The following is a 24,822-nucleotide window of genomic DNA, read 5'->3' as shown; positions in this document are numbered from 1 at the left end:
TCCCAAACCGAGGTTTGTGCGACCACCTTCTGCCGTTGTTGATCCGGTCCCGCCCTGGTTCAAAGGAACAGCTCCGTTCGTTTTTGTGGCAACCGTATTAACCATGTATTGCCATGACGGACCGGTGAATGAAGAACCGTCCGGGAGCGTAACGGTTATATTGCCCGATGCACTGAATAACCGCTGCCAGTTCTGTTTGTCATAATTCAGGCCACGCAGAGCTTCGGCGCTTTGTGCCACCAGCGCAGCAGTAACAAGGTTCATCGCAACGCGTGGCACGGCATACCATGCAGCGCCGCCCTGCGTTGGTCCGGTATAGTTACTGACCAGCGTCAGGGAGGTATTGCTGTTCACCGTTTTGATGGCGAGCGTATAAGGGATGCCACCAACCGTCACAACAAGAAAATCGCCGACGGCCAGCTCGGTGGTAAAGGCGGTACCGCTGCCGGTTACCGCGGCTGAATTATTTGTCAGAGTCAGTGTTCCTGCGGACATAGTTGCTCCTTTGAAGCAATAAAAAACCCCGCCGGAGCGAGGTTCAGTAAGTTAGAAGTCGTTAAACGTACATATCGGGAATGACCGGGAGTGAAATAGGCGTAACCCCGGCGTTCGCCAGCTGCCTGTCTGCCCAGCCGACATACACTCCCCTTCCGACCCTGAGAGTCCCGTTCTGCATGACCAGCCCATAGTGGTAGTGATAAATGCGACCGCCACCGAAGCTGGGGACCCTAAGCCCAAAGCGGCCAACGGGCACATATCCGCCCCCGGGAACGGTCTGCGCCGTCGTGGAAGGAACAAAATTAACGCCGAGATAAACGAACGGGCGCCGCGCAGTTGAGAACGTGCACTGGCCTGCGGCGTTATAGATATTAAATCCGGGATTCGCGGCCACCGGCGAAACGCCTCCCGCGAAGATGACCACATCAACGGTGCCGCTCATGGGCTGGTCTTCCGTGTTTGATCCATCATTCAGAAACAGCAGCCGATTTCCGTCATAGTCCAGCGTGTAAGGGCTATTCCACTTACAGCAGACCAGGTATTTGCTGCGATCAAATCCTGCAATGGTCGGAGTAACCCAGCCGGAGGTACCGACAGTTACCCTGGCTTTGTAGATGCAGTACCCGACCCTTGACGCCGTGGTGATCGCAGTAAAATCGGTGCTGTTCTGAACGAGAAGGCCAACGTTTGAGTTCTGGCTTACGGGCAGGATCTGCCAGAGTGTGCCGGAGAACGCCACGCGCTGCGGATTGGGAAATCCGGGGTTTGAATTCCCGCTCCAGTTCTGCGTGACGTTCGCGCCGGAGATAGTGACGCTGTCCAGCTTGAATATCCCCTCGTCGCTGATTACCGTCTGAGTGGGAATGAAAATAACATTCGAACCCGAAACGTAACCCTCGACCGTCGCGGTATTAACTTTTCCGATACCGCCGGAAATGGCGCCGCCATAAGTGGGGCAGCGTAATCCGGCGGTGATTTCCATCGGCTTACCGCCATCATTGAGATCGATTAAAAGTCCTGAAGGCATAAATCACCATGAGCCAACGACGATACGGCCACCGCCAGGGATATTGACGGTAATACCGTTGTTGTTGATGACGACCGTGTTATTGGTCCCGTTGAAGGCAAAATTACCGCTGGACGCATACAGCGAGCCACGGAAAGTGCCGTTGTTGAATTCAGGCGAGCCGTCTTTTGGAATATTCCAACCTTTCGCTCCAGACTGAAAATCGTTCGAACGGATGTAGTTACCGATTTTACCGTTATCAATACTCCCATCCTGAATAAATGCAGAACGGATAAACACCTGACCGTTGAAAACAAAGAACGCAGCCTGATAGTTACCCGGATCGCTTCCTGAGTAGATGCCGAACTGATCGGCAGCAAATACCACTGTCGATTTGTATGAGCCTCCAGATGGTTCAATGGACATCCCAAACCCGGTGTTGTACTTCACCCCGTTTCTGACAATACCCAGATTCAGCGTATATGACGCTTTGGCAGTGCCGTCGCTGGTCACCTCTGCGTTCATCTTCTGGTTGACAGCCGCCGTCAGACTGCCAACCTGTGACTGCACGTATGTATCGAGAGACGAGATAGCTTTTGTGTTGTCACTGATGGCTGTCTGCTGCTGAAGGATTTGGGAATTGATTTCACCAAACTGAGCCTTAACGCTGGTTGTGAGCTGCGCAAGCGCCTGGTCAACTGTGGCGATCGTTGTTTTCACAGTCAGGATTTCGGCGTTTACCTGCCCCAGTTGTTGGAACTGGCGATCCACAGTCCCTTTGTTCGCCAGCGCGTTTTGCAGAATGCCTTCGAGGTTAGTATCCACGCCCTCGGATATATTCTTGAACGCATCAGAATCGCGGACAGCATCATCGATATCGCCAATAAGGTCTGCTGCTGACTGGTTAGTTACCCCCGTAATCCAGTCAGTCCATGCCCCGACATTTCCAATGCGATCAACGAGTCGCGCACGATACCACTGGCGAACGCCTGCCTGCATTGGACCATGAAGATAGTTAGACTGCGGATATGGTACCAGGGAAAGCAGTTGAGGATTTGAATGGTCATCAGACGAGGAACGCTGTATCTCGGTATACTCTGTGTCACCGGAATCAGCAGGGAATCCCCAGCTGAGCGCAATGTTCCAGACAACATCATCTGTCGCCTTAAAGCCTACTGGCTTTGGCACATCTCCCTGACGGCCTTTCAGGTGGGTAAGTGCAGAAGTTGCCCAGAGACTTGATGCACCGCCAGAGTTGATCGCACGTACGCGGACCAGATAATCCCCCTCGAAGATGCCAGGCACTTCGATATTGCGAAGACCGGTCTCCGGTACGTTAACCCACTCATTGTCGCCGCGCTTCCACTGCACCCGATAGGCTATGACATCCGCCTGTGGTTTGCCGTTCTTGTCGACCGGCGCATCCCAGGATGCCGTCAGGGTAGCCACTCGCTGCCCCTGGCGCACTGCGTCATAGCTCGCTACCGCGATATTGGTCGGCTGGTTAACGAGGCCGGTTGGTATCAGACTGATTGGCGGCGTGTCCAGGCGGGCATTGTTATCGACCGCATCATATTTTGATGCGTTATATTCGGCCCCGGTGATTGTGAAGGTGTTTTCTTCATCATCAAATCTCAGGTTCGTAACGCGGAAGTATTGCAGGCGCAACTGCCCGGCATCGATGACGAATACAGCGTTGGGTAACGGCTCTGCCGTGAAAGGCGTGGCGACCACCAGCTGCGTGCCGTTTACGGCCTGGATCACCCTGCTTTCAACGGTACCGCCCCGTGTGCGGATCATCAGTGCGTCACCCGCAACGGCACTGGTTCCCCGATCGGTTGTCACAGCCTTCAACCCGGCGTTATATCCGGTTATACGCCCGCCATAAACACGCCCCGAAAGGCGTTCGTCAGCAAATGCAAACACGGTACCCGGCACGTAGACATAGCCATCAAGCCCGGTCTGTAGCGTAATAATCCGGTCGAGTGAGTTGGAATACACCGCCCACCCGCCACGGCGCTGTGCTTCGCTCTCGCGCGTACAGCCGATTGCGGTGATCTGCGTCTGCTTAAACTTGAACTGCTTAACCAGGTCCGGGAACATCACCGCTGTTGTGCGGTCCTGATAGTGATTGTCAGGGTCGCTGAAGTTAATCAGCGCGCTGGAGTAGCGGGTCTTTTCACTGCCGCTCGAGTAAACCGGTTTGCCCACCACCGAAGCGCGGGTAAGGATTTGCAGCTTCGACGTATCTGCCGGCATGTCCGAGACAACATTGAACATGTTGTTGCCCCAGAACGTCATGCCATTGAACCCTGCGGCGATGTCTTTGATTACCTGCCACGCATCAGCCTGCGACTGGATGTAGACATCAAACATGAAGCGCGGCTCGGTACCGTCACCACCCTTCCCGTCAGGTACTTTTTGATCGCAACGCTGGGCAATACGGTAAAGCTCCCACTTATCCAGCATCTGCGCCGTGACGCGTCGGCCAAGACCGAAACGCGGCTCAGTGAGCACATCGAACCAGATCCATGCTGGGTTATTCGTCCAGCCCCACTTAAACGTCCCGTCCCATGTGCCGCTATAGGTTCTGGCTATCGGACCGTAATTCGAAGGGATGCGGATAATGCGCCCCTTAGGTTTACAGGAAACCTTCGGGATATTGTTGAACGATTTGGCGTTGAACGACACATACAGCAGCGCCGTATGGGGATAACGCAGGCGCGCATCAATCACCTCAGTGATTGCCTGTACCTGCGTTTTATTCTGCAACATCTGGCTGGTGCTGTCGTCGGTGTCGCGTACCACGCGGATCTGCCAGCCTGTACTGGCTTTCGGAAGATTAATGCGATGGGTCAGTTCATAGAGAGAACTGAGTTTCTCTGTCACGGTTCTTGTCATGACCGTAGAGAACGCACCACCATCTACAGCAAGATCGATATGGTACTTTACGGTAGTGCCGACAATATCCCCGTCGTTTTCCTGCTGCTGCAAACCCGGAATACCAATGCGAACGAGCACAGCGTCAATCTGGGTGTTACTCAGCGCGCGCGTCCAGGGCGTGGCTTTCGTCAGAGATACGCCAACCGTAGTTTCGTTCTCCACTGCGGGAAAACCCGGAATCGGTGTCTGGGTCTGTGTTCCCGGCCGAAATTCCCAGGAAACGTTTTCAAAGTTCATCGTTCCGTCGGCGTTTCCCAGCGGCGTACCGTCCAGGAAAATGCTGGTCGCATCCAGACCTCCAGCAAACTCACCTTCCCCGAGCGCCAGCAGCATGCGGCAGCGCGCCATTGACTGCGCCGAATCAGGTTGTTCTACAGGTGTGTGCTGTTTCTGGCTGCCACCCTTTGCACCAGTGATCGCTTCCATATTACATCCATAAAAAAAGCACCCGACTGGGTGCTTGATATTCAGAAAGGAGTTATCAGATGTCTTCGGCGACTATGCCAGCGCTGATGATGGCGCCGCCAATCTCGCGGACGCCATAGAGAAGCGCGACCGGGTTTCCCATTGCTGTGGTATTAACCGCACCGCCAAAGGCGTAACTTGGTTTATTGTCAGCATCTTGGCGCATCTGCAAACCGCTTGGTTGTGGAGATAGCATCTGGTAGACGCCACCGGCCATGGAGCTGACGCCACCAGCAATTAGCCCACCAGCCATAGTCGCCCCAATAACACCCCAACCAGCCGGACCCAGGGCGAGTCCTGCAACCACCATCACGGCGCCGAGGATGGTCTGAAACAATCCGGCTTTTTTCGAACCTTCGATAATCGGCGCAATGCGGATATCACTGTCTCCTGTCAACTCCTGGAAGTCCTGAGTGCCGATATTCCTTTTCCCGCGGAACACGGCAAAGGTCATGCCGTTTTTTTTGGCATTCATCAGATAGTCTTCCAGCCCGTCGAAATTGATGCACAGGGCTTTTACCGCTTCGGCAGATGTCTGCACTGCCAGTTTGTGCACGCGCCCGAACCGGGCGCCCAGGGCGCCATACAGACGAATGGTGATTAAACGCGCCATGGCTTAATCTCCTGTGGCAGGTCTTTGTGACGAACGCAGATCATCGTGCGGTCTTTGAAATAGCCGCGGGCATACGGTGTAATACATGAAGGCTGGCCGTAAAGGTGGTGGAGCAGTTCACCTTCTTCAGTGATGATGCCCGCGTGGTTCCACTTATCCGAATCAACCTGCATGATGACCATGCAGCCTGGTGCCGGATCGCACTCGACGAATCCTTCCCGCTCCCAGTTTTCGAAATAGAGATTGTCCGGGTACTGGCTTTCCCACCACGGGTAATCGACGCGAAAATCGTTCAGCGTGACGCCCTGAATGGCGTGCCATTCCATAATCAGCCCCCAGCAGTCATTCGAGCCCAGGATAAACGGACGTCCGATAAGCGGCACCGCCTCCGGCATTATCTCGGCGTATTCATCGCTGTCAGGTGAGTAAATACCCCAGATCACGCCGGAGTTATTGCACTGCTGGCGGTCGAGATCGGACGGAATAGGCCGGGCACCGTCACCCGGGTGGGAGTGGATGACGCGAATAATCGTCCCGATATCTTCGGCGTTAGCCCAGTGCTCGCCGTCGATGCGAAAATGCTCTGTCGGATTTTCGTGCGTATTCGGCACGGGAATGTAGCGCTGGCGACGGCCAGACTGAATAACGAAGCCACAGCACTCACGCGGGGATTCCTCCAGTGCATGCGCCCGGATAGCTGCCATTATGGTTTTATTCATTGGTACGTCCGGTTATCGGGTGAAGAGAACGGTTGCCGGGAAGCCACCAAAATCGAGGATTGCCGCGTCAGGGTCTGCCAGGCCAGCGCCAAATCGTTTACGGCAGTCACTGAGGCAACCGCCACACACATCAAGGGCAGGATCTGATACCTGATTCCCTTTAGCGTCGAAATACGCAGTGCCGTTATAGGTGCATCCATCGCCGCTGCGATACTGACCGCGCAGCGCCCATTCACAAAGCGATGTGATTTGTCGGGTGGGGATCACAAGGCTCTGCAAATCGGCTGGGCTGCTGAGTGCCCAGGTAACCACCTCATCATCTTCGGAGGTTTTGGTGTCAAGCCAGAAGGTCTGAAGTGTGAACATTGATGAATCAGCTGTAGGGTTTACGCCACCAGGGTAATTTACGGCATCGAGATAGACCGCATAGGTATCGATAATGCTCACTTTTGCGTTAACCAAGTCCTTAAATTGCAGGCACAGCGCAGTGATATGGCCGTCAAGGTTTGAGACGCTCAGGGTGGGCTCCGCCGCCTGGTCTGTTGAAAGCTCCAGGCCTGAAACCTGAAACGGCCAAAAATCGTAGGTGTTGCCACCGAAGACGATTGGCTTGGGTCCGAGCTTTTGTTCATCTCCATTGGCAACATCGATCTCTTCGGGTGTATGGGGGAAAGGTGCGTAGTGGAATCGGTGGATCCCGCCACTGAACTCTGAGGCGTCAACTTCAACCAGGCGGACCCTGCCACCCGGCGCCAGCATCGCCGCCTGATCGACTAATGCCATTATGCGTACACTCCGTAAGCCCGTTTGATGGTGAACGTCAACTCAGCAACTTTGCTGCTGATCTGCGTTTTACGAACGGAATCGGCTACGACGCGGTAAAGCCCCTTCTCTTCGCCTGGCGGCGTAATGATGAAAGCTTTCACGGTATGAGCGAGGAGAAAATCACGAATCCTGTCCACTTCCGACTCGTTGCCCGTGTGCTTCATAGGGACCTGAATAGCCGTGGAGTTAATACCGTTATCGGCCACTTGCTCATAGCCATCGCCGAACTGCGCCGCGCGAACTGCCTGGCTATATTCAATCGCGCCAGCACCGAGCTGAGAGCGCCAGCTATATGTTTCAACTGCCATATTTACTCCATAAAAAAAGCCCCGCATGTGCGAGGCTTAATATTGGTTGAAAGCATGGGAGTGAGAGTTATCAGACCATTTTGATTTAACTTCCATTCATTTCTACAAGCCGGTAATCAGTCTTCCCATCCTTGTCTTCAATACATTCGGCCCTGAATTTCTGCTCTAGTCCAAATTTATTTTTGGCGCTAAACTCCTGCGTGGCGTAAAACTTACCGTCATCACCGAGCCATCTGTTCGAGCCAAACACCGACATATCCAAGGTGCTTTTGTTAATGACTGACATCCTTACGTAAGCTTCACAGGCATTGCGAAGCTCATCTAGTTTTTTATCCGTAAGTTCCTTGGCTTCTTTTTGCTTCTTTTCTTGTTCTGAAGGTTTGTTAACCAGCGCTGCAATAATAATCACCACAACCAGAAGCAGTAATAGCCCAATGGTTCTTAAGATCTTCTTAAAGATTTTTTTAAACACAATCATCCCCTGATTCTTATGGTTATCATCATATTAACCAGGGGATGACGTAAACACTACCTGCCTTTACTAAAGTTGTAGATCATGCCTCCAGGCTTAAGGTGCTTCTGTATAACCCTTGCGGCTGCATTCTGCATTTCATCAGCAAGAGCACGCCCCATAACATCACCAGAACTGCTGGATTGCGCAGTAGCATTCCCGTTGGCGTCAACGTTTACGACAGTATTGATTACGGGTGCAGAACCGCCACCGGATCCAGAACTGCTGTTTAACCCGTACATTGGAGCACGACCAACGAACCCGCCATCTGCATAGCCCTTAGCGTTACGCATCAGCGCATAAAGATTACCTACACCCAATGCAGACGTTGCCTCTTTGGTGAATACAAACTCACCGCCGTGAACGATGCCTTTTGGCTCGAATTTTCCGCCGTCACCAGTGTATCCACCAGAGTCGAAAAGACTAACACCAGAACTCGCCGCATTGGTATAAGCTCCGCTGGGTGTATTGCCGGTACTGACATCACCAGTAATCCATCCCATGGCTTTCTGTACCGCCCAAGCCACAAGCAATCTGTTGATGATCTCAACAATCATTTTGAGGATGGATGCCGCAAACTGTCTGAAAGATGCCGTTCCTGTTGTAACAAGGCTGGTCATCATGTCGGAAATACCCCCGAGGGCAGTTTGCGCTGCCTGCGACACTGAGGAATAAACGTTCTGCGCCGTCTGAAGATATTCATTCAGCCCATTGACAGCACCAGCTCGCCAGTTCTGTTCAAGCGAGTCCTGCGCTTTATAGGTTTTGCGCATTTCAGAAAGCGCTTTCGCCTGAGCCTTAGGATTTAGAGAGTACTCTTTCTCGATACGATCGAGTTCCATCCCTCTCTGAGCATCTCGAGATGATACCCCTGTAGCGAGTAAAGCAACCTCGGCACGTTTAGCCTCTTGCTGACGCTGCAACTTCTGTGCACTGTCCATCAGATCATTCATCTTTTTCTGATGCTCAATCTGCCGGGATAAACTGGCCTCTTTCTCGAGGCTCAGCCGAATTTCCTTTTGGTGCGTAAGAATAGATTTTTCATCAGCTGTGAGTAGTTTCTTCTCCTTGAGATCAGCAATTTGCTGATTGAAAGCCAACAACCGTTTTTCACCATCAGTCATTGATTCCGTTTGCACTGACTGTTGACGCAATACCGCCAGGCGTTGTCGAGACTCCTGAAGCATTCGGGTTGCGGCATCAATACTGATCCTATCAGCTCTTACTTTTCTTTCTGATTCGTCAGCAAGCTTACTTACTGCGCTACGGGATTCTCTGCTGGTTCCCCCGTCTCCCGTTACACCAGAACCTCGAGCTTCAGCTTCATAATTTGCCTGCGCATTAGGTGCGGTGATGCGCTTCCACAAAATGTCATAGCGCTTTTTGTTCGCTTCAATTTCCTTATCAGCATCAGCCCCGGCCTTTTTCATAGCCGCGACATCCATGCCGAGGAAATTAGCTAAGGCACCCCCACCAGGTATTTTTTCAGCCCAACCAGCGATCGTCCCGGTAAATTTGGCATCCAGAGAAGTGATATTGAGAAATAGGTCGTTAATCGATGCTTTTACTAATTCAAAAATATCGATCACCTGATTGGCCCAGGCGCGAAGAGTTACCCCAATCTGCTCAAACACGTTTGATGCAGTTGTTTTTACAGTTTTCCATGCCCTGCCAATATTATCAGTAGCTTCGACGACTCTGTTGCTGCGCTCCTCCATAACGCCAGCAATAAGGCTTACCGCCTCCGTAACCGCGGCCTGCTCTCCTTTCGTCTGTTTAAGCTGGATCAGATGTTTCATTTCAGCTTCTGTCAGGAAGCCGTATTTTTCATTGAGTTCCGCCAGCCCTTTAATTGGATCTTTAAGTATCTTACCAAAGTCTGCCATGGAGTCTTTGGTATCAATGCCGGCGTCCTTCATCACCAGCATTGCCTTTGCGATCCGCTCCATTTCAGGGCCACTCGCTTTCCCCTGATTATTCAGGTCGATCAAGGTATCAGTGACTTCTGAGACTGAATTACCGGTTTCCGATGCAACCCTCGCTGCAACTGAATTCAGTTGTTCAAGCGATTTGAAACCTGCGCCCCCCATCAGCAACACTGATGACGCCGCCCGATCGAATTGCTCGGATGATTTAAAAGCCGCAGCCCCCATCAGTGCCAATGTTCCAATGAGTCCACCGATAGCGATGCGCGCAGGTGTTATCAATGACGTAACAGCCTTCAGCGCATTACCAACACCTCCAAAGGAGTCGCGGATCTGCCCCCCCTGCTGGATGGCCACCATATACACCGGCATACCTGAGGCGAGAGAGGTCACTACGTCGGTGATCTGCATCGGTAACTGGCGCATTGCGTTACGGTACTGACCAGCGCTAATTTCACCACGCCTCCATGCATCCTCCTGTTCCCGCAGTTTTGAGATGAACGGTGCAGACTGGTCAGCTACACCCAACTGAGCAGCCTTCATTTCCAGAATTTCAGCGCGAGTTTTCCCTACTGCTGAAGCCTGCTCCTGCAATGAAGCAACGAACGCCTCTCCCGCCTGCGCTGCACGTTTCGCTGAGGCCTCCTGTTCGAGCAGCGTACGTCCTTCTTCCGTGAGGGTCATGTGCGTGCGTTGGAGCTTATTTCTGGTGTCGTCCAGTATCGCACCATAATCGCGGAATTGCTCTGTGGGCAGCAGACCTTTTTTATTGGCCTGCGTTAGCTGCGCGTAGATCTTATCAAGCTCTTCGAATGCTTTATTGGTGGGATTGATTCGGTTAAGGAGGTTCTGTAATTCCTGCTGCTGCTCCTTCAGGCTTTGGTTTTGTTGCTTACCCGACTGAGCGCCAGCCCGAAAAACACTGTTAAGATTATCCGCCTTTTGAGCAGCACCCGCAGCTGTTGCCTGGAATTTATCAAGCTCCTGATTCCCTCGCTCCAGTTCACTGGTATTTACTTTCAGGGAGATCGTTGCGATATCAGACATTCGGTATCTCCGGGTATAAAAAACCCGGGTAATCCGGGTTAATGATTTTGATTTTTATGGATGGTTCGGAGGGCTGCGGCCTCCATTACTCTCACATCCTGTAAAGCGCCTGCCTCGTCGTCGATACCGTGAATCCTCATCATCCAGGGCAAGACGTTATAGTCCAGCCCGGTCACCCCACCGATACCAGTTCTCCATTGTGTAAACATGTCTCTGAAAATACAGAATGCTGGCCACACATCAGGGAGGACGTCTATTTCAACATCGTCCAGATCGTCCAGGGTCATGCTGAATGCAGCTAATTCTTCAGCGGAGGGGTCAGGCGTAAAACACGCCTCGGCAAGCGCTATCAGTTTTTTTCGCGGACGGCGTACAACTCTTTCGTATAAGCGGAAACAATGGAGTCGAAAGCACGGGGATAATTTTCAAGCAGCAACGCAAGATTATCCCGGTTGTATTCACTGTCGATATTCCAGCTTTCAATAATTTCAGCCAGATAATTCAGGGGAGCATCTACCTGATCGGCGCTGCCATCCACCAGTTCGGCGGCACGCTTCAGGTTATCTTCCATATCTTTCAACTGCTTTCGGGTTTTATGGCGGACAATCAGAGTAACCACCCCGTCGTCTTCACCAGGGCGTGGAATGCTCACCGAAAGTTTAAAAGTTGGTTTAGGGGTTAACGTAAATTTTGTAGCCATAATAAAAATCCTTGAAGCCCCTTTCGGGGCTGGAAAGTGAATGGTTAGCTGCCCGGAGTGGTGTCTGCGTCTTTGTAGAATGTGGTGCCTTTTGACTGTACGGCAAACGCGACAGTGACTGTTTCAATCTGGTTGACTACAGGGTTTGGCTCACCAGAGAAGGACGGCACCACTGACCAGTAACGTGTTTCTTTTGCTTTAGGCACGTACATGTAAACAGCGATAGTGTCGCCAGCAAGATCGGCCTCTTTCAGAAGCGGGTAGAACGGCTGGTCAGAGTCGTGGGCGACCGTATAAGTCTGCGTTTTTGCAGATTTATACGTCGGCAGGCTTCGCTGCGTGTCATCTTCCAGGAACTGGAATTGATAATACTGCTGCTCGCCACCAGCAGCGGCTACTTCAGTGATTTGAGGGATCTGCACCCAATCAGCAGACTCAACCACCCTGAGGGATCCAGAGCCAGAGCCGGTCGGGAAAATTTTGGTGTTTGAAGTGTTTACACCACCAATTGTTGCCTGCGAGCCGGAGACTGCTGTTACTTTACCTACCAGATTATCCAGTGCGGTCCATGGGGAACTCAGCAGAACGACATCGCCTACTTTGACTGTTCCACCATTGAGCGTTAATACAGCGTTTGCTGCGTTAGAAATATCCGTGATGGTAATTGGGTTGCCTGAAGCTGGCGCCACAAATACCGTTGCGCCATTTGGTAGATGGAAAGCCATCTTTTACCTCGCATATAAAAAAACCGGCCATTAGCCGGTTGTGGGTGAATAATAGAAGTTGAGGGTTAAGTGCTTATATCAGCACGGTAGTTGAAACTTACTGGAACGGTGTAAGACACGGGTGTAGGGATGCCGCGGAATATGCCAGGCTCGCTGCTAATCCAGAAGGTGAAATCCCTGCCCTCAACCTCCAGCCCCTCGGGGAACAATTCCGCCACTCTGCCCGCCAGGGCAACGACGGAGGTACGGCCGGAGCCGGCTGGCGCCACGACATTAATCTGGTACACGCCAGAATAAGTCCGGCAGCGCAAGCCGAGATCGATTGTTCGCGGCGTAACGGGCATATCGTGAACGGCCAGGTACATCTCGTTAGCAGGGGGTGTAAACGGCACGTTCTCCCATGCAACCTGAATACCTTCTGCATCAGCCCATTCACCAAGCCTTGCGGCGAGTGCCGCGGCAATATCTGGAATCACTTGGGCACCTCTCTTACGGCTTCCTCAAAGAAGCGTTGAAACTCAGCGGCAGTTATGCGAACCATGCCGCCAGGCGCCTGTGTTGAATGCCCCATTTCAAGTGGGTAGGCATAGGGCACGTTGTTGCAGAAATAAATGGCCTTCATCCCGACTTTGAACAATGACAGCGTGTAGTTCCCGGCTGCTTTTGTCAGGTCGCCGGTCTTGTCTATTCGCCCTGTTTCATCAGTTGTAGGAGCATCAAACGATACCTGCCAGTTACCGCGAAAGCGTCCGCCCGTATACCCCGGCGGTGCTTTGATATCCATCCCATCCACCACCCGGGCTTTTTTCTTCAGTCGCCCGGTTTTGGTCAGGTTGTCGGGATTTGCCCGCTGCGCCTCGTTATGGTCGTAAACAGCGCGATTATAGGAAACGGCTGTCTGGTTAACTTCCCACAACTCCGGATTGCCCACTGGGGACATCATCACCAGTTGGTTTAGTATTTTTATGCCGACGGCGCGCACCACAGCTTCTTGATTCGCTTTGGCCTTATTGACGAAGGCTGTGATTTCAGCGAGGAATGCCGTGTTCTCGCCCATGTTAAGCCCTCAGTTGCGCTTTGTAGCAGAGTACCAGCGAGGCAGGTTTTGCAGGGTTGGGGTTCACAACGCGGTAGGCTGTGCCGTCTATATCAACCACATCGCCGATTTTAATTTCCTGCTCTGCGGTAAAGACGATTCGAACATCACCGTTTACGATGACCGATCCATCAATTTCGCCTGGCGTGTATTCCGTTTTAACGCCGATCGCAGTGAACTGAACATCATCCGTTTTATGCTCGACTCCACCGATAACCGTTACTGAACCCTTGCGGATGACGATGTATAACGCTCCGTTCTGCCTGAGCATGCGCGTTGTTCTGGCCTGCATACGTTGGTAATCAATCGCCATATCATGCCCTCTCTGCAAATGCATTGATTGCGTAGCCACGACCACCAGCAAGGTCACCCAGCATCCCCATCACAGCAGGATAAGACGGTGTAAAGACTTCGCCATCTGCGACTGCATAGGTCATAGTGACAGCGCCTTCCACACGCTCAGTCTTCACAGCGGCTTCGCGCACGCTGGTGAGTAAATCGCCGTCGATTGCCTCTACCGCCAGCATGCACTGCGCGGTTATAACCTGACGTGGAACTTCATCCGGCGGGAAATCATGTTCATCCAGAACGACATTCTCGCGTGGCCATGCCAGAGCCTGTCTCGGGTCAGCTTTTGAGCCAACCCAGTCCAGCCCCTCCAGGTAATCCATTGCCTTAATCAGCAAAGGTGTAAGCTTGTCAGGCAGTTCAATACCGCGTATTTCCGCAAATGAGGCAAGGTCCTCTTCACTGGCGTAGCTATTAAAACCCGGGTCTGTTGGGTCGGTGATAATCATAGTTCCTCCAGGGTGCCGGCTAATGACCACGCACGCCGGGCCTCAGTTCTGGGCTTACCATCCGGATGGCGTTCAACACTTGGCCCGTCTGCATGCTCAACCAGAGATTCGGACAGATAAACCACCTCCCGCCCCCAGGCTCTGCCGATAGCAAAATCGGCTGCGAGATGATGCGGCCAGCGCGCCAGAATATCCGCCAGCTCGTTCTGGGGGATGCTATAGCAAACACCGTGGATCAGGGTTGGTAGGGTTAAGGTTTCCCTGCATGATGACAACTTTGCCGCAATAGTTGGTTGCCATTGCGGAGGCCTGCTGGTACCGAGATAGAAACTGATGAGAGAATCAGGGCATCGGGCCAGCCAGTGACTTATCTTGTTTATGAATCCTTGAACAGGTATCGCGTCGTCTTCCAGCACCACTACCCGGCAGGTTTGTTCTGCTGCCCACTCCAGCGCGCGGCGATGATTCCAGTTCGCACCGTGGTTACCGTCATCAATCAGCAGATGAGCATCCAGCAGCGCAGCAAGACGTTGTGCTTGTCCCGTCCGGGTGTGGTGACCAACCACAACAAACTTCACTTGTGTTTCCACCACGCTGCCTCCTTACCGATGCCCTCAGTTTTGAATACCGTGTGAACCATAGGGCCGGTGATCAGCCTGTCAGCGAATGACTTCGCAACAATGCCGAACGCCAGCATGTCGCCCACCGCGGCGCCAGCCTGTTCTTTCTTCCAGAAACGATAGCTCTCGATCCGATAGTAAAGACGGATGATGCCGTGAGCGAACGCCATCACATCAGCGCGGGTCCCCCCCAGCAGCCCAGCGTTAAGCATCACATCGTTGCGGTGCTTTTCAATGAACTCCTGATAGATGCGCTCCGGATGATTTTGCTTTGCCCAGGAATCGACGTAGGTCTTTGGTTCAGAACCGACGTACACCTTCCCTGCCTCCATTTCTTCCCACGGCGCGCGAAGCATTTCGACATCGGTACCATCGGTACACCAGACGAACCGGTATTCAGGGTGAACTCGCAAGTGCTGCCAGATGTGCAACCAGCGACGAAAGTAGACATTCATCTTCACGTCAGGAACGCGACATAGCTCAACATCTGCCGGGGCCGTCAGTAATTCATCCACCAGCGCTATACGACCACACTGGCGAAGCGAGGCCGCCCATTTGCTCAGCATGCCAGGCGAGGCCGCCATTTTTGTGCCGCGCTGCGGGTCAGGCTGACTGGTAAGCAGGGTTGTGATAACCACGTCGCGCTGCTGGTGGTATTCAACGTAACCAGTAAACCCGGCATCACGCCGTTCGTTGTGGATCTTCACGTTACGTTCCACCAGCGCCTGTCGGTCGGGACGCGGTACCGAACGCTCTACGGCTTCATACTCATCGAGAGAATGGATTAGCTTTTCTGAACCGACCACATCACCGTAAGCCCACGTCGTCAGGCCAGCGTTATGGATACGTAGCGCGAGGTCACTGTGTTCATACATACCACGGCCGTATATCGGATCGAATCCACCTACTTTCTCAATGGCGCTGCGGTGGTAATACAGCATCACGCCGCGCTGCCCGGTGTAAGCCACATGCTGATCGTCACGGTAAAGCTCAGAAAGGTCATTCAGCTTGTTCGTGCCAGCAAGATCCAGAAACTGGTAAGCCAGGTGCGGTTCGGGTGATTCGATGTATGGAAGGTGCCAGTTATCAGCGATGGGCCAGGCGTCATCGTCCCAAAGGAAAAGATGCTCACACCCGGCGTCCATAAGCGCGGTTAAACTGGCGTTCTTCGAAGCAACAATGCCAAGTGATGTTTCATGGCGACGCAGCTGCACGCCGTCTGGTACTACGGCGGGAGGTTTAGAGCCGTCGTCGATAACCACCACCTGCGCATCGACAGGAAGATGTTTGGTATGCTGCTCAATGGCGCGCTTTAAAACGTCTGGCCGGTTATGGGTAGTTATGGCAATGCCAATCCGTGACGCTGAAGCGCAGGCAGGCACAAACGGGACACCATCAATAGTGACCTGCATTTGATTTCCCTTTTAGACTTGAGCCTGTCGCACGGCAAAGCCGCCGAAAGTTAACGGTTTGCCCAGGCTCACAGCTGAAAGACTTTCTTCGATGTGCGCGTGCGATGCGCATAAAAAAGGGGCCAAAGCCCCTTTGTGATGATTAGCTACCGCCGCCGAGTTTGATGAGAACGCCCGCAGTGGATTTGTTACTGGTGAAGTGTTTTTTCCAGTTCCCCGCGGTGCCGATGGCGGTCAGGTCAGGGTTATCACCTTTGGCGGTATCCCAACTGTAGCCCAGCAGTTCAACGTTCACGGTACCTTCAGCTCGGTAGCCAATCGCAAGGTTTTCCTGATCGTTGATATCGTAGGAACGGAAGCCCGGCGCCTGAGACTCGGTAACAGTCACTGCGCCGGCCACCAGCCCAAGGATCGCATCAGCGTCCATGGTGTCGGTCACCAGCACAGGTTTACCCAGCGTGCCAGGCTGACCGCCGTAAACCACCACGCCCGCTTCTTCGTAGATTTTGTTGGCAATCGCCTCATCAACAATGTCGAAGTAGGTCGCAGAGTGCATCACGAACAGAGCCACGCGGTTAAATTTGTCGCCGTATTTGCGCAGGCCACGGGTCAGGGTCTTTTTACCGTCGGTCGCAATGTCGGCGGTTACGACCATGTCCGTGTTAGCACCAATCGCCGCAGTCAGCGCTTTCAGGCCATATTTCACGTAGCCTTCCAGCGTGGCATCTGCCACATCAACGCCGATCACTTCGGAGAATTCGTCTACAGAGCGGCCGCGGCGTTTGAATGCCTCTTCGGTGGTTTCATACGGGCCGTATTTCCACGGTGCTTTGACGGATACGGATTCACCGGCGCCAATCTTCTTGCCAGTCACTTTATCGGTGGAGTTCGTGTCACGCGATTCGATAGAACCGCCCACTTTGTAGAAGGCTCGCTTGCGGAAATCGCCTTCAATCAGTTCATTATCCAGCAAAATCGCACCGTTGGAGGAAGCGTTGAACACTTCCAGGTTGTCCTGGCGACGCTCAAGAAACGCGGTCTGCGCCAGATCGTCATAAATAACCAGGTCGGAATTAACAGTCGTTGCCATGGTTTGAATCCCTTATTTCGGAAGTTTGAGGAAGGCCTGCTGGCCGTGTTTGCGGATGTAGTCCGCTTTGTCGCTGGCGCTCATTTCGGAACGTTTCAGACTTCCACCACCGTTTGGCTTGTGTCCGCCCGCGCCTGTGCCTTCTGCGCGCGGGAACAGATGCGGAGCCGTCTCCTTGAGTGACTCCGCCCACTCAAGCGGGCTTAGTGGGGTTTTGCCATCTTTGCCGAACAGAACATCGCCATTTGCATCAACCGCTACGGCCTCGCCTTCGTCGTTGAGCTGGAATGTGCCTTTGGCACGCAGAATAAGATCGTCAGAAGCTTCAGGCAGCGCGCCCGCTTTGGAGGCTGCTGCACGGATTGCATCCCCGAGAACCCGATCCCGGAATTTGTTGGAGAACGCTTCAGCTTTTTCCGCGCGTTCGTTTGCCGCTTTGATCTGCTTATCAACGTCAGCACGCAGGCGCTCGGTACGCTTATCCAGCACCTCATCAATTTTCCCGGCGGCGATAAGCTTCGCCTCTTCATCGTCAGAAAAACGCTGGAGAATGCCGCGTACAGCGTCTGGATCGATACCGTCAAAGCGCGACAGGTTTTCTTTTTGCTGCTTGATGGTGCCCAGCAGCTCAGAGTTTTTCGATTTCAGGCCTGTGACTTCACTGGTCACACGCTCATCAATCAGCTTCTGGATTTCGGGGGTGATTTCGATACCACCGCCACCACTGCCCTCACCGTCGTTTTCAGGTGCGTAATATTTCAGAAGCATGTTTCGGATTAACATAATTTCCCCTCGGGATTTTGTCGGGCCTCGCCCATAAAAAAAGCCCCGGCGGATGCCAGGGCTCAGAGTGTTTGTTTAACGCTTAATCAGGGTTGTTTAGCCGGGTGTAAACCGAGCCGATCAGGACGCCAATCATCCTGCCTTCAGGCGTAGCCTCGCCAGCCTCTTTGCAGATAGCATCCAGTTGTTCGATAACGTCATCCGGCAAAGGCTCCATATGAGCCAGCTCTGACGCTTTTTTCAGGAACGGGAGTGTTGTTTCAGCCACTTGAGGATCTCGGGGTTGATAGTGTCATTCTGGCCGCTCATATACGCCGATACGATCTCAGCAAAAAGTTCTTTCGGTGCTTCTGCGGCATAGGCGCTGAGAGCACGCCACCTGCCATCATCATAAGCACTTTCAACCAGTGCACCAACTTCAGGCCGGGAATAGTACAGATGATGTCCAAGTTCATGCCACACGGTGCCCTTCACCGATGCCACCGCAACATACGGCAACTCCGCAGGCGAAACATCCAGTACATCCTGAGGCAACGTGGACGACGCAACTGATGGCCTGACCATCATTGTCATATCGATTCCTGCGCTGTTCTTCAGAATATTTTCCCATTCACCGCTGTCCATCGCCCACCTGGAAAGGTGCACGATTCGTGAGGATGATTCATAAGCGCCAGCAGCAGACGCCGGAACATCCAGAGTGTTACCGAACGCCGAGACGGGTTGGAGTCCAAACCGATGGATCACATCGAAAGCTGCCTGCGCCGCCTGTTTCGCCTCATCCAGTGATACACCATCCGGGAACTTCACATCCTGCGCCACACGCCCGGTCATCCACTCCACCAGCTCATCCAGGGTACGGGAGGATTCAAGTGTCGGGGCTGCCCCGGAACGCTCCTGAAGCTGTTCGAGGCTTATCCATTCCCCCTTGTCCGTGTACATTTCGCCAAGGTCGATTTTACCCGCCCGGAACATCCGTCCACGCTCAACCCCCAGAACCTGATCCTGTCGCTGCGCCGATTGTCGCCTCAGCCATTCCAGATACGTGGTTTTCGCCGGTACCTGTCCGTCCATGCTGGCGCGGGTACCATCGTCCATTTCATCGATATCGATACCAAGTTCGCGCCACGACTTAAGAATCAGGGTTTCGGTAGAACGGCAGCAGAAATGAATTTTCCCGGGCCCTTGCAGGTAAGGTACTTTATGCCCGATCGGTTTATTATCCAGCGTGTATCGCAGCAGGTCGCGAATAATGCAGTCGTGGCTGGTTTTATTGTCCAGCGTAGACAGCCACTGCTTACCCTTCACGATGTCGCTGTTGGCGCTGGTGAAGCTGTTGCGCGCGGTCGCAGCCAGATGATTCACGGCTGTTTTAGCGATGCTTGCGGCGTTTGCCCTGCTCATCTGGAGCGCGCCGTCGCGATAGTCTTTATTGGCATGACCGCGCACACTTCGGGAGATGGTTTCAACCGTGTCGCCAGCAAGGTAGCCACGGCGTACAGCGTTTATGACCCGCGCCAGCCTGTCCGATTCCAGATTCTCCGCCCACTCACTCAGCAGGCGCCCCTGAAATGGCTGAGCCATCGCCGCGGCATAAACCATATCGGCGGTGATTCCCTGTAGCGGGTAGCGTGCCAGCACCTGTGAGGGAAGAAGGGAATCGAACAGGCTCAACTGATAACTGACCTCGTTCCTTGAAAGCGCCAGCAGTTCCCCTTCCAGACCGGACTGCATTGAAGCCACAGCCTGATGGTTAAGTTCGCGTACGCTGCCGAGCAAGCTTTCCAGACGTGTAACCGTGAAGCTATCAGCCGGAAGCCGATCCAGTGCATCCAGCAGACGGGCATATAGTTCAGCATCAGTCTCGTTAAGCAGCTTCACCATCCGGTTAGCGACACCTGTCGCATAGCGGCTAATCCAGACGGAATGAGCAATGGCCTCATCCCGCAAACTTTCGTTGACTGTTGCCATATCAGCCCCCGGTCAATGAGGGCGCCTGATTGCGGAGCGCATCAATCACATCATCCGGGCTGTCTGCCGGGTTGATGAGGTCGAGTTTCTGAAGTGCCCGGATCATGTCAGTATCGCGCAGTGCGCCGGACTGCCAGGCGTTCACAATGGCGGTGACCATCCCGGATTCGGCAACCTTCGCTATAAATTCCTGGTTGATGATGTAAGCTGGCTCATCCCCATTAATGCCCAGGTACTTTGCACACCAGCCCAGCGCCAGCGTGTAAGCCTCAGAAACGTTCGAAACGCAGATACCTAGCACCGATGTTGATGATGTCTGCTCACCGCTCGCCTGGGTAGCAGTCTTGGCCGTGGCGTTCTGCTCAATCAGTCGGGCGCCCAGCTGCACCATGTAATCGCGCTTGCTGTCCATGGCCTCTTTAGCCAGCATGTTCGGCTGCGCCTGGGCATAGCCAAACGAGCCTTCTCTGGGAAGCATTAGCGGTGAACGGGAACCAATTTTTACTCCGGCCTTCTCAAGGTAATCGCGCCAGTTGGTATCAAGCCCAGTCATATACGGCTGCACCTGACCACAGAACCACACGCTGTCCTCATAGTCAGCGCTGTTTCGATAATGGCCATGGTTTATCTCCACCAGCGCGGCCAGCGGTGAATCATCGATAGTGGGATCGTTGTTCTGGGCGCCGACAAAGGTAAACGGAATTTCATCCCAGTAGTCCTTTCCTTTAGGCTTCGGATGATATTCGCTGTCGACGGTGTAGGTTCCGCTTGCTGTGCCATCAGCCCGGCGCCATACCCGGCATATGAACCGCCCTTCTTCCAGCGCCAGCTCCCGGTACTGTATTTCATCCTTGTAAGCATAACCATCCGGCTCTTCTACGCATTCACGCAGGACCACCAGCACCAGCTGATCGCGCCCGTTAATTCGCTTTGTCCGCCAGTTGATGATGTTCTCTGCCGGATAGCGGAGGATGATCGCTTCGTCGGATGCTTCTGCATAGTCAACATAAAGCCCCTCTCGCGCCACCTCCAGCACGTTCTCGGCCACCAGCTGCGACTGTTGATAGATGCTGGTACCAGCACCGTCAGCATTATCCAGCAGGTATTTCAGCTTTTCAGGACCGTTAAAGGTGGGATCCTTTCGATATGCCATGCCAAGCATGCCGATCTTCGTATTACCCGCAATGGCGTAAAATACAGCGCGGCGCAGATAATCTTCATTGCGTTTACGGTTGCGCGTGGATTTATCGGTTGGATCGAGATAAGGCAAATACTTATTGCCCGCCGCTTTTACGGCCTCAGCTCCTTTGCAAAAATCTCTATATTTCCGCCAGGCAGCAGAAGCCGCCCGGTGTTCTGGTCGAACCCAGGTGATGTCGTCGTTTGCCATATCAGAAAGTGGTGTCCATGGTGATTGAGTATGCGGGTTTCACGATGGGGTAATCCTTCACAATGAAGTACCCACCAGCATCATTGGGGTGATCGTTATCAGCTTTTTTGTCCGGCTCTCCGTTCGCTGCCCAGACCTGTTGTTCGAGGCTTTCGGTGTAGACCGGGCAATTCTGGACGTTCACCAGATAACGGCGCTCGCCGTTGGCGTTACAGAACATGGCGTTCATCGAGTTGATGCGGTCTTTAACCGGCGGGTTGGCATCATCAACAATGACGCTGAATCCGGCATCGTTGAGCTGAGCGATATCGGTCTTGCTGGCGTTCTGGGACTTGCGGGAGTCGCCAGAGGCATCCGGATAGATGTAAATCTCCCGGCTCTTCACGTAGCGACCATCCTCGTAGCGCCAGAACTCTTCCTGTATACGCTTAATCATCGCCGGCGTGTCGTAGACCTTCACCAGCTCGCGAACCGCTCGCGGTAACCCGTTACGCTTTACGTGAACAATCGCGGCCATTTTTCCAACGTTGAAGTCCATACCGATAAACAGCGGATCCCCATCCTTAATCTCGTCAGAACAGTTGTTCAGCTTACGGTTAAAGGTGTGGTAAATGGTTCCGCTATTGAGGTTCGTGAACTTCCCGCGCAGGTATGCCTGAATCAGTTCATCAGGATAAGAACTCAGCAGCGACGGGATGTAATCCGGGGGAAGGTTCTTCGCGTTGTCGAACGTGCTGGCCTGAATCAGCCCGTACAGAGCAGAAAGCTCAGGTTTTTCACGCACCGCTTTTACGAACTGCTGGTAAACGAATTTGAAGCCTTCCGGCGTTGTCGTGACATCGATGCCGTTACGCAACCCATCGACCTTGTAACGCATACGGGCGATGATTTTTCGCCAGGCCTGCTGCGCTTTAGCAGCCGCCATGACGTCCAGTTCATCCACCATCGCATTACCGATTTTAAAGCCGACTATCGAACCTGGCTTCTCCATCGAGCGGCAGATTGTTGTCCCGCGGTACCGTCGCCCCTCGTAGAAGTGAACCTCTTTATTCCCCTCATTGATTTTGACGCTCAGTCCCCAGTCAAAAGCCACCTCTTCAATTGTCGGGTAGAAGATGTCACGAATCTGCGGGTACGTCGGCGCGAAATAACCTTGGTTAATTTTAGGGTGCTCCCACATCCCCTTACAGATGCCGCCACAACCCACCCACGTCTTACCGGAACCGAACCCGGCAACGTAGGCTTTGAATTTGTGCTGCATCGCGAGGAAACGCGCCTGAGGAATGTTAAGTGTCGGGCTGATCCCCATCTTCCGCCCTCGCGTCCACTACGTTGATATTGATCTGCACTGGAGTCGGTTCGTCATCATCACCATCACCGGCCAGCTCTTTGCGGAGTTTTTCCACCTCCAGCTGCCGGCGGTCGATTTCGATTTGCTGGAGACGCTGCGCGAATTCGCTATCCGCCAGGCCAAGCCGCTTCATTACCGCTTCGAACATTCGCTCACGGCTGATAGTGGTTATCTCGACGCCATTCTTGCCGATCTTTACGCCGGAGTAAGCGAGCCGAGAAGTTGCCGGGAGCTTGCGTGTATCCGGGAAATAAGGCTGGCCGATGCCGTCACCGTTACAGCGCGGACAGCCAGGGTTAGGCTCTCTGGTGTGATCGTAGCCATAGCCGCCTGTATCTTGCGGCAGCCTTGCCCCTTCCCGTCCCTCCGCCTTTGCTGTTTCCTCTTCGAACTCTACAGCGTCACGCCACTGATAGTGGTGGCCGAAGCCCCAGCAGTAACGACACGCACCGCGGCGATACTGCGAAAGTTGGTTTGCATCGAAGGTGGCAAGCTGCCACATCTGTGCGAGGACTTCATCGGCACTGCCAAGCGTGCGCTCAATGGAGGCTTTTTGCTGCTGCGCAATTGCCTGCGCAACGTTAGGATTCGCTATTAGCTGACGACCATAGTTTGGGTCACTATAGCCAGCACGTGCAGCGGCTGCCGTGGCGTTATTATCCTTCAGGTATTCAGCAATAAAGTGCTTTACCTTCGCGCTTAGCTTTATAGCCACCAGCTCATCTGCGCTTTTATCATTCTGCGCAGTGCGCACTATCTTTTGCGGGTAAATTTTTGTATTTTGCGCAGCAGTTTTCTTGATATAGCGGCGAGCAGTTACATAATAAAGATTATGTGTCTCGCACCATTTCTTAGGGGATATGCCAGTAGCAGCGTGATCAGACAGGAACCGCTTCTGCAGCTCGCCCCAGTCCGGCTTAGCCATTGTCACCTCTAAACTAAATGAACTTTAGACGTCACTCACAGCTTCAGTGTTTGAAGCAAGGAAGTATTTTTCTCAAAGAAATCTTGAAATGAGGATTTAAGCTGATGAAATATGTATAACTATGATGATGTTCACAAAATCAAGGCCAATCTCGAGTGGATAGTGCATCATGCCTCTGCCCGGTCACATTTGCGCACTGAGCATGACCAATTAGTGATTTCCGATCTAATGGAACTCATCCAGACTTATGAAACTCTTCTGGACCTTGTAAGCAAATTTGGTGCTTCCGCCTTAAATTCGGAAATCATAGCGGGTCTATCAATCACAGAAGAATTCATTGCTAAAGTTAAGCGGAATGAGGGTGCGATGTGAGCGACCAACACATTGTGAGGCGATTGATTTGTGTTTTGAAGCTTCAAACTGGTGGATTGCAGTTTGAAGCTTGGGCTATTTAATTGCCGTACATCCGATTGAAAAGCGCATTTTTCATCGCATCAGAATCAATCGGATCCAGGTTTAACCAGGTCAATGTCTCTTGGTTCTTTTCTGCATTGAAATCAGAAAACACACCATGGATATCACCGTTATCAGGTGAGTAGAGAACAGCAATATTCTGTTCTGGACAACTATGAGGTTTACACCCTGACAGTGCAATATACTTTTTGCCTGCAACTGTAACTTCGGTTGATGGCGTGCTTGTGCCACCACTTTTTACCCATTCAGGTAATTTGTTTTTACTAATAAGCTGGGAGTAGCTTTTAGAGGTGCTTTTTGCACTGGCGAAGTCAGAGAGATACTGCCCCTCGTCAGCAACAGCACTGAACGAAACCAAAGCTATAGCAGCGATAATCACTTTAACCTTCATGTTATTCCTCGTTCCATAAAAACACTTCAACTCTATACCTTTGCCGTCGCTATGTCAGCCTTATGGATGATCAGAGTATTTAATGATACTGCCCAGCACAAATGGTTAGGTAAGGATTATCTTAATCACTAGCGCTTATGCTTGTTGATTACTGGCTGACTGCCAAGCTCTTCAAGACTCTGATGAGGAGATTGCCAACTCCAGGGAACCATCGATAAAAAAGAGCAAGTAAAACTGAGA

25 protein-coding genes and 2 pseudogenes are annotated in these 24,822 nt (G+C 52.8%); 1 reads left to right on the top strand and 26 read right to left on the bottom strand.

All coding sequences use genetic code 11. The features are described from left to right. The 25 genes and pseudogenes from IM267_RS13680 to IM267_RS13560 form a co-directional block, all read right to left on the bottom strand. Nucleotides 1-495: pseudogene (locus IM267_RS13680) on the bottom strand (phage tail protein); the annotation flags it as partial. A gap of 61 nt (nt 496-556) precedes the next feature. Then, nucleotides 557-1,525, bottom strand: coding sequence for a DUF6453 family protein (locus IM267_RS13675; protein ID WP_131636747.1), 969 nt, complete (start codon nt 1,523-1,525; stop codon nt 557-559). 3 nt (nt 1,526-1,528) lie between these two features. Further along, nucleotides 1,529-4,795: a DUF1983 domain-containing protein gene (locus IM267_RS13670; RefSeq protein ID WP_370551736.1), complete on the bottom strand. Its 3,267-nt coding sequence runs from the start codon at nt 4,793-4,795 to the stop codon at nt 1,529-1,531. Between the two features lie 133 nt (nt 4,796-4,928). Next, nucleotides 4,929-5,525, bottom strand: coding sequence for a tail assembly protein (locus IM267_RS13665; protein ID WP_131636749.1), 597 nt, complete (start codon nt 5,523-5,525; stop codon nt 4,929-4,931). Further along, entirely contained in the window at nt 5,513-6,244 is a 732-nt protein-coding gene (locus tag IM267_RS13660) for a C40 family peptidase (RefSeq protein ID WP_131636750.1), read from the bottom strand. The genes IM267_RS13665 and IM267_RS13660 overlap by 13 nt, the downstream gene beginning before the upstream one ends. A 12-nt stretch (nt 6,245-6,256) precedes the next feature. After that, complete coding sequence (locus IM267_RS13655) at nt 6,257-7,027, bottom strand: phage minor tail protein L (RefSeq protein WP_165498404.1); 771 nt, start codon at nt 7,025-7,027, stop codon at nt 6,257-6,259. Next, nucleotides 7,027-7,377, bottom strand: a complete 351-nt coding sequence (locus tag IM267_RS13650; RefSeq protein ID WP_022651622.1) for a phage tail protein — start codon at nt 7,375-7,377, stop codon at nt 7,027-7,029. The genes IM267_RS13655 and IM267_RS13650 overlap by 1 nt, the downstream gene beginning before the upstream one ends. 85 nt (nt 7,378-7,462) lie before the next feature. Then, a complete protein-coding gene (locus tag IM267_RS13645) occupies nt 7,463-7,849 on the bottom strand; it encodes a hypothetical protein (protein WP_131636752.1) in 387 nt (128 codons plus the stop codon). A gap of 56 nt (nt 7,850-7,905) precedes the next feature. After that, on the bottom strand, nt 7,906-10,860 hold the full coding sequence (locus IM267_RS13640; RefSeq protein WP_193033581.1) for a phage tail tape measure protein: 2,955 nt from the start codon (nt 10,858-10,860) through the stop codon (nt 7,906-7,908). A gap of 38 nt (nt 10,861-10,898) precedes the next feature. Continuing rightward, on the bottom strand, nt 10,899-11,147 hold the full coding sequence (locus IM267_RS13635) for a DUF1799 domain-containing protein (protein WP_060460419.1): 249 nt from the start codon (nt 11,145-11,147) through the stop codon (nt 10,899-10,901). Between the two features lie 62 nt (nt 11,148-11,209). Then, nucleotides 11,210-11,560 carry a phage tail assembly chaperone gene (locus IM267_RS13630; protein ID WP_193033580.1) on the bottom strand — a complete coding sequence of 117 codons (351 nt, stop codon included), beginning with the start codon at nt 11,558-11,560 and terminating at the stop codon, nt 11,210-11,212. Between the two features lie 44 nt (nt 11,561-11,604). Continuing rightward, the gene (locus IM267_RS13625) at nt 11,605-12,285 is read right to left on the bottom strand and encodes a phage tail protein (protein ID WP_032666000.1); all 681 of its coding nucleotides are present in this window, start codon (nt 12,283-12,285) and stop codon (nt 11,605-11,607) included. Between the two features lie 65 nt (nt 12,286-12,350). Further along, entirely contained in the window at nt 12,351-12,761 is a 411-nt protein-coding gene (locus IM267_RS13620) for a phage tail terminator-like protein (protein WP_032665998.1), read from the bottom strand. Continuing rightward, nucleotides 12,758-13,342, bottom strand: a complete 585-nt coding sequence (locus tag IM267_RS13615; protein ID WP_131636755.1) for a hypothetical protein — start codon at nt 13,340-13,342, stop codon at nt 12,758-12,760. The genes IM267_RS13620 and IM267_RS13615 overlap by 4 nt, the downstream gene beginning before the upstream one ends. A 1-nt stretch (nt 13,343) precedes the next feature. Continuing rightward, complete coding sequence (locus IM267_RS13610) at nt 13,344-13,694, bottom strand: hypothetical protein (RefSeq protein ID WP_131636756.1); 351 nt, start codon at nt 13,692-13,694, stop codon at nt 13,344-13,346. 1 nt (nt 13,695) lies between these two features. Continuing rightward, nucleotides 13,696-14,178 (bottom strand): DnaT-like ssDNA-binding protein, encoded by a 483-nt coding sequence (locus IM267_RS13605; protein WP_131636757.1) that lies wholly within the window; start codon nt 14,176-14,178, stop codon nt 13,696-13,698. Then, nucleotides 14,175-14,771: a hypothetical protein gene (locus IM267_RS13600; protein ID WP_193033579.1), complete on the bottom strand. Its 597-nt coding sequence runs from the start codon at nt 14,769-14,771 to the stop codon at nt 14,175-14,177. Before IM267_RS13600 ends, IM267_RS13605 begins: the two co-directional genes overlap by 4 nt. Next, nucleotides 14,753-16,210 carry a glycosyltransferase family 2 protein gene (locus tag IM267_RS13595; RefSeq protein ID WP_131636759.1) on the bottom strand — a complete coding sequence of 486 codons (1,458 nt, stop codon included), beginning with the start codon at nt 16,208-16,210 and terminating at the stop codon, nt 14,753-14,755. Before IM267_RS13595 ends, IM267_RS13600 begins: the two co-directional genes overlap by 19 nt. 142 nt (nt 16,211-16,352) lie before the next feature. Then, entirely contained in the window at nt 16,353-17,300 is a 948-nt protein-coding gene (locus IM267_RS13590) for a major capsid protein (RefSeq protein ID WP_032665986.1), read from the bottom strand. A gap of 12 nt (nt 17,301-17,312) precedes the next feature. Then, nucleotides 17,313-18,083, bottom strand: a complete 771-nt coding sequence (locus IM267_RS13585) for a hypothetical protein (RefSeq protein WP_102751291.1) — start codon at nt 18,081-18,083, stop codon at nt 17,313-17,315. Nucleotides 18,084-18,165: 82 nt separating this feature from the next. Further along, nucleotides 18,166-18,351: a hypothetical protein gene (locus IM267_RS13580; protein ID WP_048228552.1), complete on the bottom strand. Its 186-nt coding sequence runs from the start codon at nt 18,349-18,351 to the stop codon at nt 18,166-18,168. Nucleotides 18,352-18,959: 608 nt separating this feature from the next. Next, nucleotides 18,960-20,051 (bottom strand): annotated as a pseudogene (locus IM267_RS13575) (hypothetical protein); the annotation flags it as partial. Between the two features lies 1 nt (nt 20,052). Beyond that, nucleotides 20,053-21,441 carry a DUF4055 domain-containing protein gene (locus IM267_RS13570; protein WP_131636760.1) on the bottom strand — a complete coding sequence of 463 codons (1,389 nt, stop codon included), beginning with the start codon at nt 21,439-21,441 and terminating at the stop codon, nt 20,053-20,055. A 1-nt stretch (nt 21,442) separates the two neighbouring features. Next, nucleotides 21,443-22,750, bottom strand: coding sequence for a terminase large subunit domain-containing protein (locus IM267_RS13565; protein ID WP_131636761.1), 1,308 nt, complete (start codon nt 22,748-22,750; stop codon nt 21,443-21,445). Next, entirely contained in the window at nt 22,728-23,717 is a 990-nt protein-coding gene (locus tag IM267_RS13560; RefSeq protein WP_131636762.1) for a terminase small subunit, read from the bottom strand. Before IM267_RS13560 ends, IM267_RS13565 begins: the two co-directional genes overlap by 23 nt. Nucleotides 23,718-23,828: 111 nt before the next feature. Here IM267_RS13560 and IM267_RS21275 point away from each other — a divergent pair, with 111 nt between their 5' ends. Further along, nucleotides 23,829-24,089 (top strand): hypothetical protein, encoded by a 261-nt coding sequence (locus IM267_RS21275; protein ID WP_063451532.1) that lies wholly within the window; start codon nt 23,829-23,831, stop codon nt 24,087-24,089. Nucleotides 24,090-24,168: 79 nt separating this feature from the next. On the opposite strand, the gene IM267_RS13555 is transcribed toward IM267_RS21275, so the two are convergent. Continuing rightward, entirely contained in the window at nt 24,169-24,582 is a 414-nt protein-coding gene (locus IM267_RS13555; protein WP_131636763.1) for an Ivy family c-type lysozyme inhibitor, read from the bottom strand. Between the last annotated feature and the right edge of the window lie 240 nt (nt 24,583-24,822).

The sequence above is a fragment of the Enterobacter cloacae complex sp. P15RS genome (genome assembly GCF_014895905.1).
In the GTDB taxonomy this organism is placed as follows: domain Bacteria; phylum Pseudomonadota; class Gammaproteobacteria; order Enterobacterales; family Enterobacteriaceae; genus Enterobacter; species Enterobacter quasihormaechei.
The sequence above is the reverse complement of the archived record's forward strand: the minus strand, read 5'-3'. Positions and strand labels throughout refer to the sequence as shown.

Excerpts from the sequence above, each read along its gene's own strand:
- IM267_RS13675 (WP_131636747.1), bottom strand. The coding sequence starts at position 1,525 with ATGCCTTCAGGACTTTTAATCGATCTCAATGATGGCGGTAAGCCGATG.
- IM267_RS13670 (WP_370551736.1), bottom strand. The coding sequence starts at position 4,795 with ATGGCGCGCTGCCGCATGCTGCTGGCGCTCGGGGAAGGTGAGTTTGCT.
- IM267_RS13665 (WP_131636749.1), bottom strand. The coding sequence starts at position 5,525 with ATGGCGCGTTTAATCACCATTCGTCTGTATGGCGCCCTGGGCGCCCGG.
- IM267_RS13660 (WP_131636750.1), bottom strand. The coding sequence starts at position 6,244 with ATGAATAAAACCATAATGGCAGCTATCCGGGCGCATGCACTGGAGGAA.
- IM267_RS13655 (WP_165498404.1), bottom strand. The coding sequence starts at position 7,027 with ATGGCATTAGTCGATCAGGCGGCGATGCTGGCGCCGGGTGGCAGGGTC.
- IM267_RS13650 (WP_022651622.1), bottom strand. The coding sequence starts at position 7,377 with ATGGCAGTTGAAACATATAGCTGGCGCTCTCAGCTCGGTGCTGGCGCG.
- IM267_RS13640 (WP_193033581.1), bottom strand. The coding sequence starts at position 10,860 with ATGTCTGATATCGCAACGATCTCCCTGAAAGTAAATACCAGTGAACTG.
- IM267_RS13635 (WP_060460419.1), bottom strand. The coding sequence starts at position 11,147 with ATGACCCTGGACGATCTGGACGATGTTGAAATAGACGTCCTCCCTGAT.
- IM267_RS13630 (WP_193033580.1), bottom strand. The coding sequence starts at position 11,560 with ATGGCTACAAAATTTACGTTAACCCCTAAACCAACTTTTAAACTTTCG.
- IM267_RS13625 (WP_032666000.1), bottom strand. The coding sequence starts at position 12,285 with ATGGCTTTCCATCTACCAAATGGCGCAACGGTATTTGTGGCGCCAGCT.
- IM267_RS13615 (WP_131636755.1), bottom strand. The coding sequence starts at position 13,342 with ATGGGCGAGAACACGGCATTCCTCGCTGAAATCACAGCCTTCGTCAAT.
- IM267_RS13610 (WP_131636756.1), bottom strand. The coding sequence starts at position 13,694 with ATGGCGATTGATTACCAACGTATGCAGGCCAGAACAACGCGCATGCTC.
- IM267_RS13605 (WP_131636757.1), bottom strand. The coding sequence starts at position 14,178 with ATGATTATCACCGACCCAACAGACCCGGGTTTTAATAGCTACGCCAGT.
- IM267_RS13595 (WP_131636759.1), bottom strand. The coding sequence starts at position 16,210 with ATGCAGGTCACTATTGATGGTGTCCCGTTTGTGCCTGCCTGCGCTTCA.
- IM267_RS13590 (WP_032665986.1), bottom strand. The coding sequence starts at position 17,300 with ATGGCAACGACTGTTAATTCCGACCTGGTTATTTATGACGATCTGGCG.
- IM267_RS13585 (WP_102751291.1), bottom strand. The coding sequence starts at position 18,083 with ATGTTAATCCGAAACATGCTTCTGAAATATTACGCACCTGAAAACGAC.
- IM267_RS13570 (WP_131636760.1), bottom strand. The coding sequence starts at position 21,441 with ATGGCAAACGACGACATCACCTGGGTTCGACCAGAACACCGGGCGGCT.
- IM267_RS13565 (WP_131636761.1), bottom strand. The coding sequence starts at position 22,750 with ATGGGGATCAGCCCGACACTTAACATTCCTCAGGCGCGTTTCCTCGCG.
- IM267_RS13560 (WP_131636762.1), bottom strand. The coding sequence starts at position 23,717 with ATGGCTAAGCCGGACTGGGGCGAGCTGCAGAAGCGGTTCCTGTCTGAT.
- IM267_RS21275 (WP_063451532.1), top strand. The coding sequence starts at position 23,829 with ATGTATAACTATGATGATGTTCACAAAATCAAGGCCAATCTCGAGTGG.
- IM267_RS13555 (WP_131636763.1), bottom strand. The coding sequence starts at position 24,582 with ATGAAGGTTAAAGTGATTATCGCTGCTATAGCTTTGGTTTCGTTCAGT.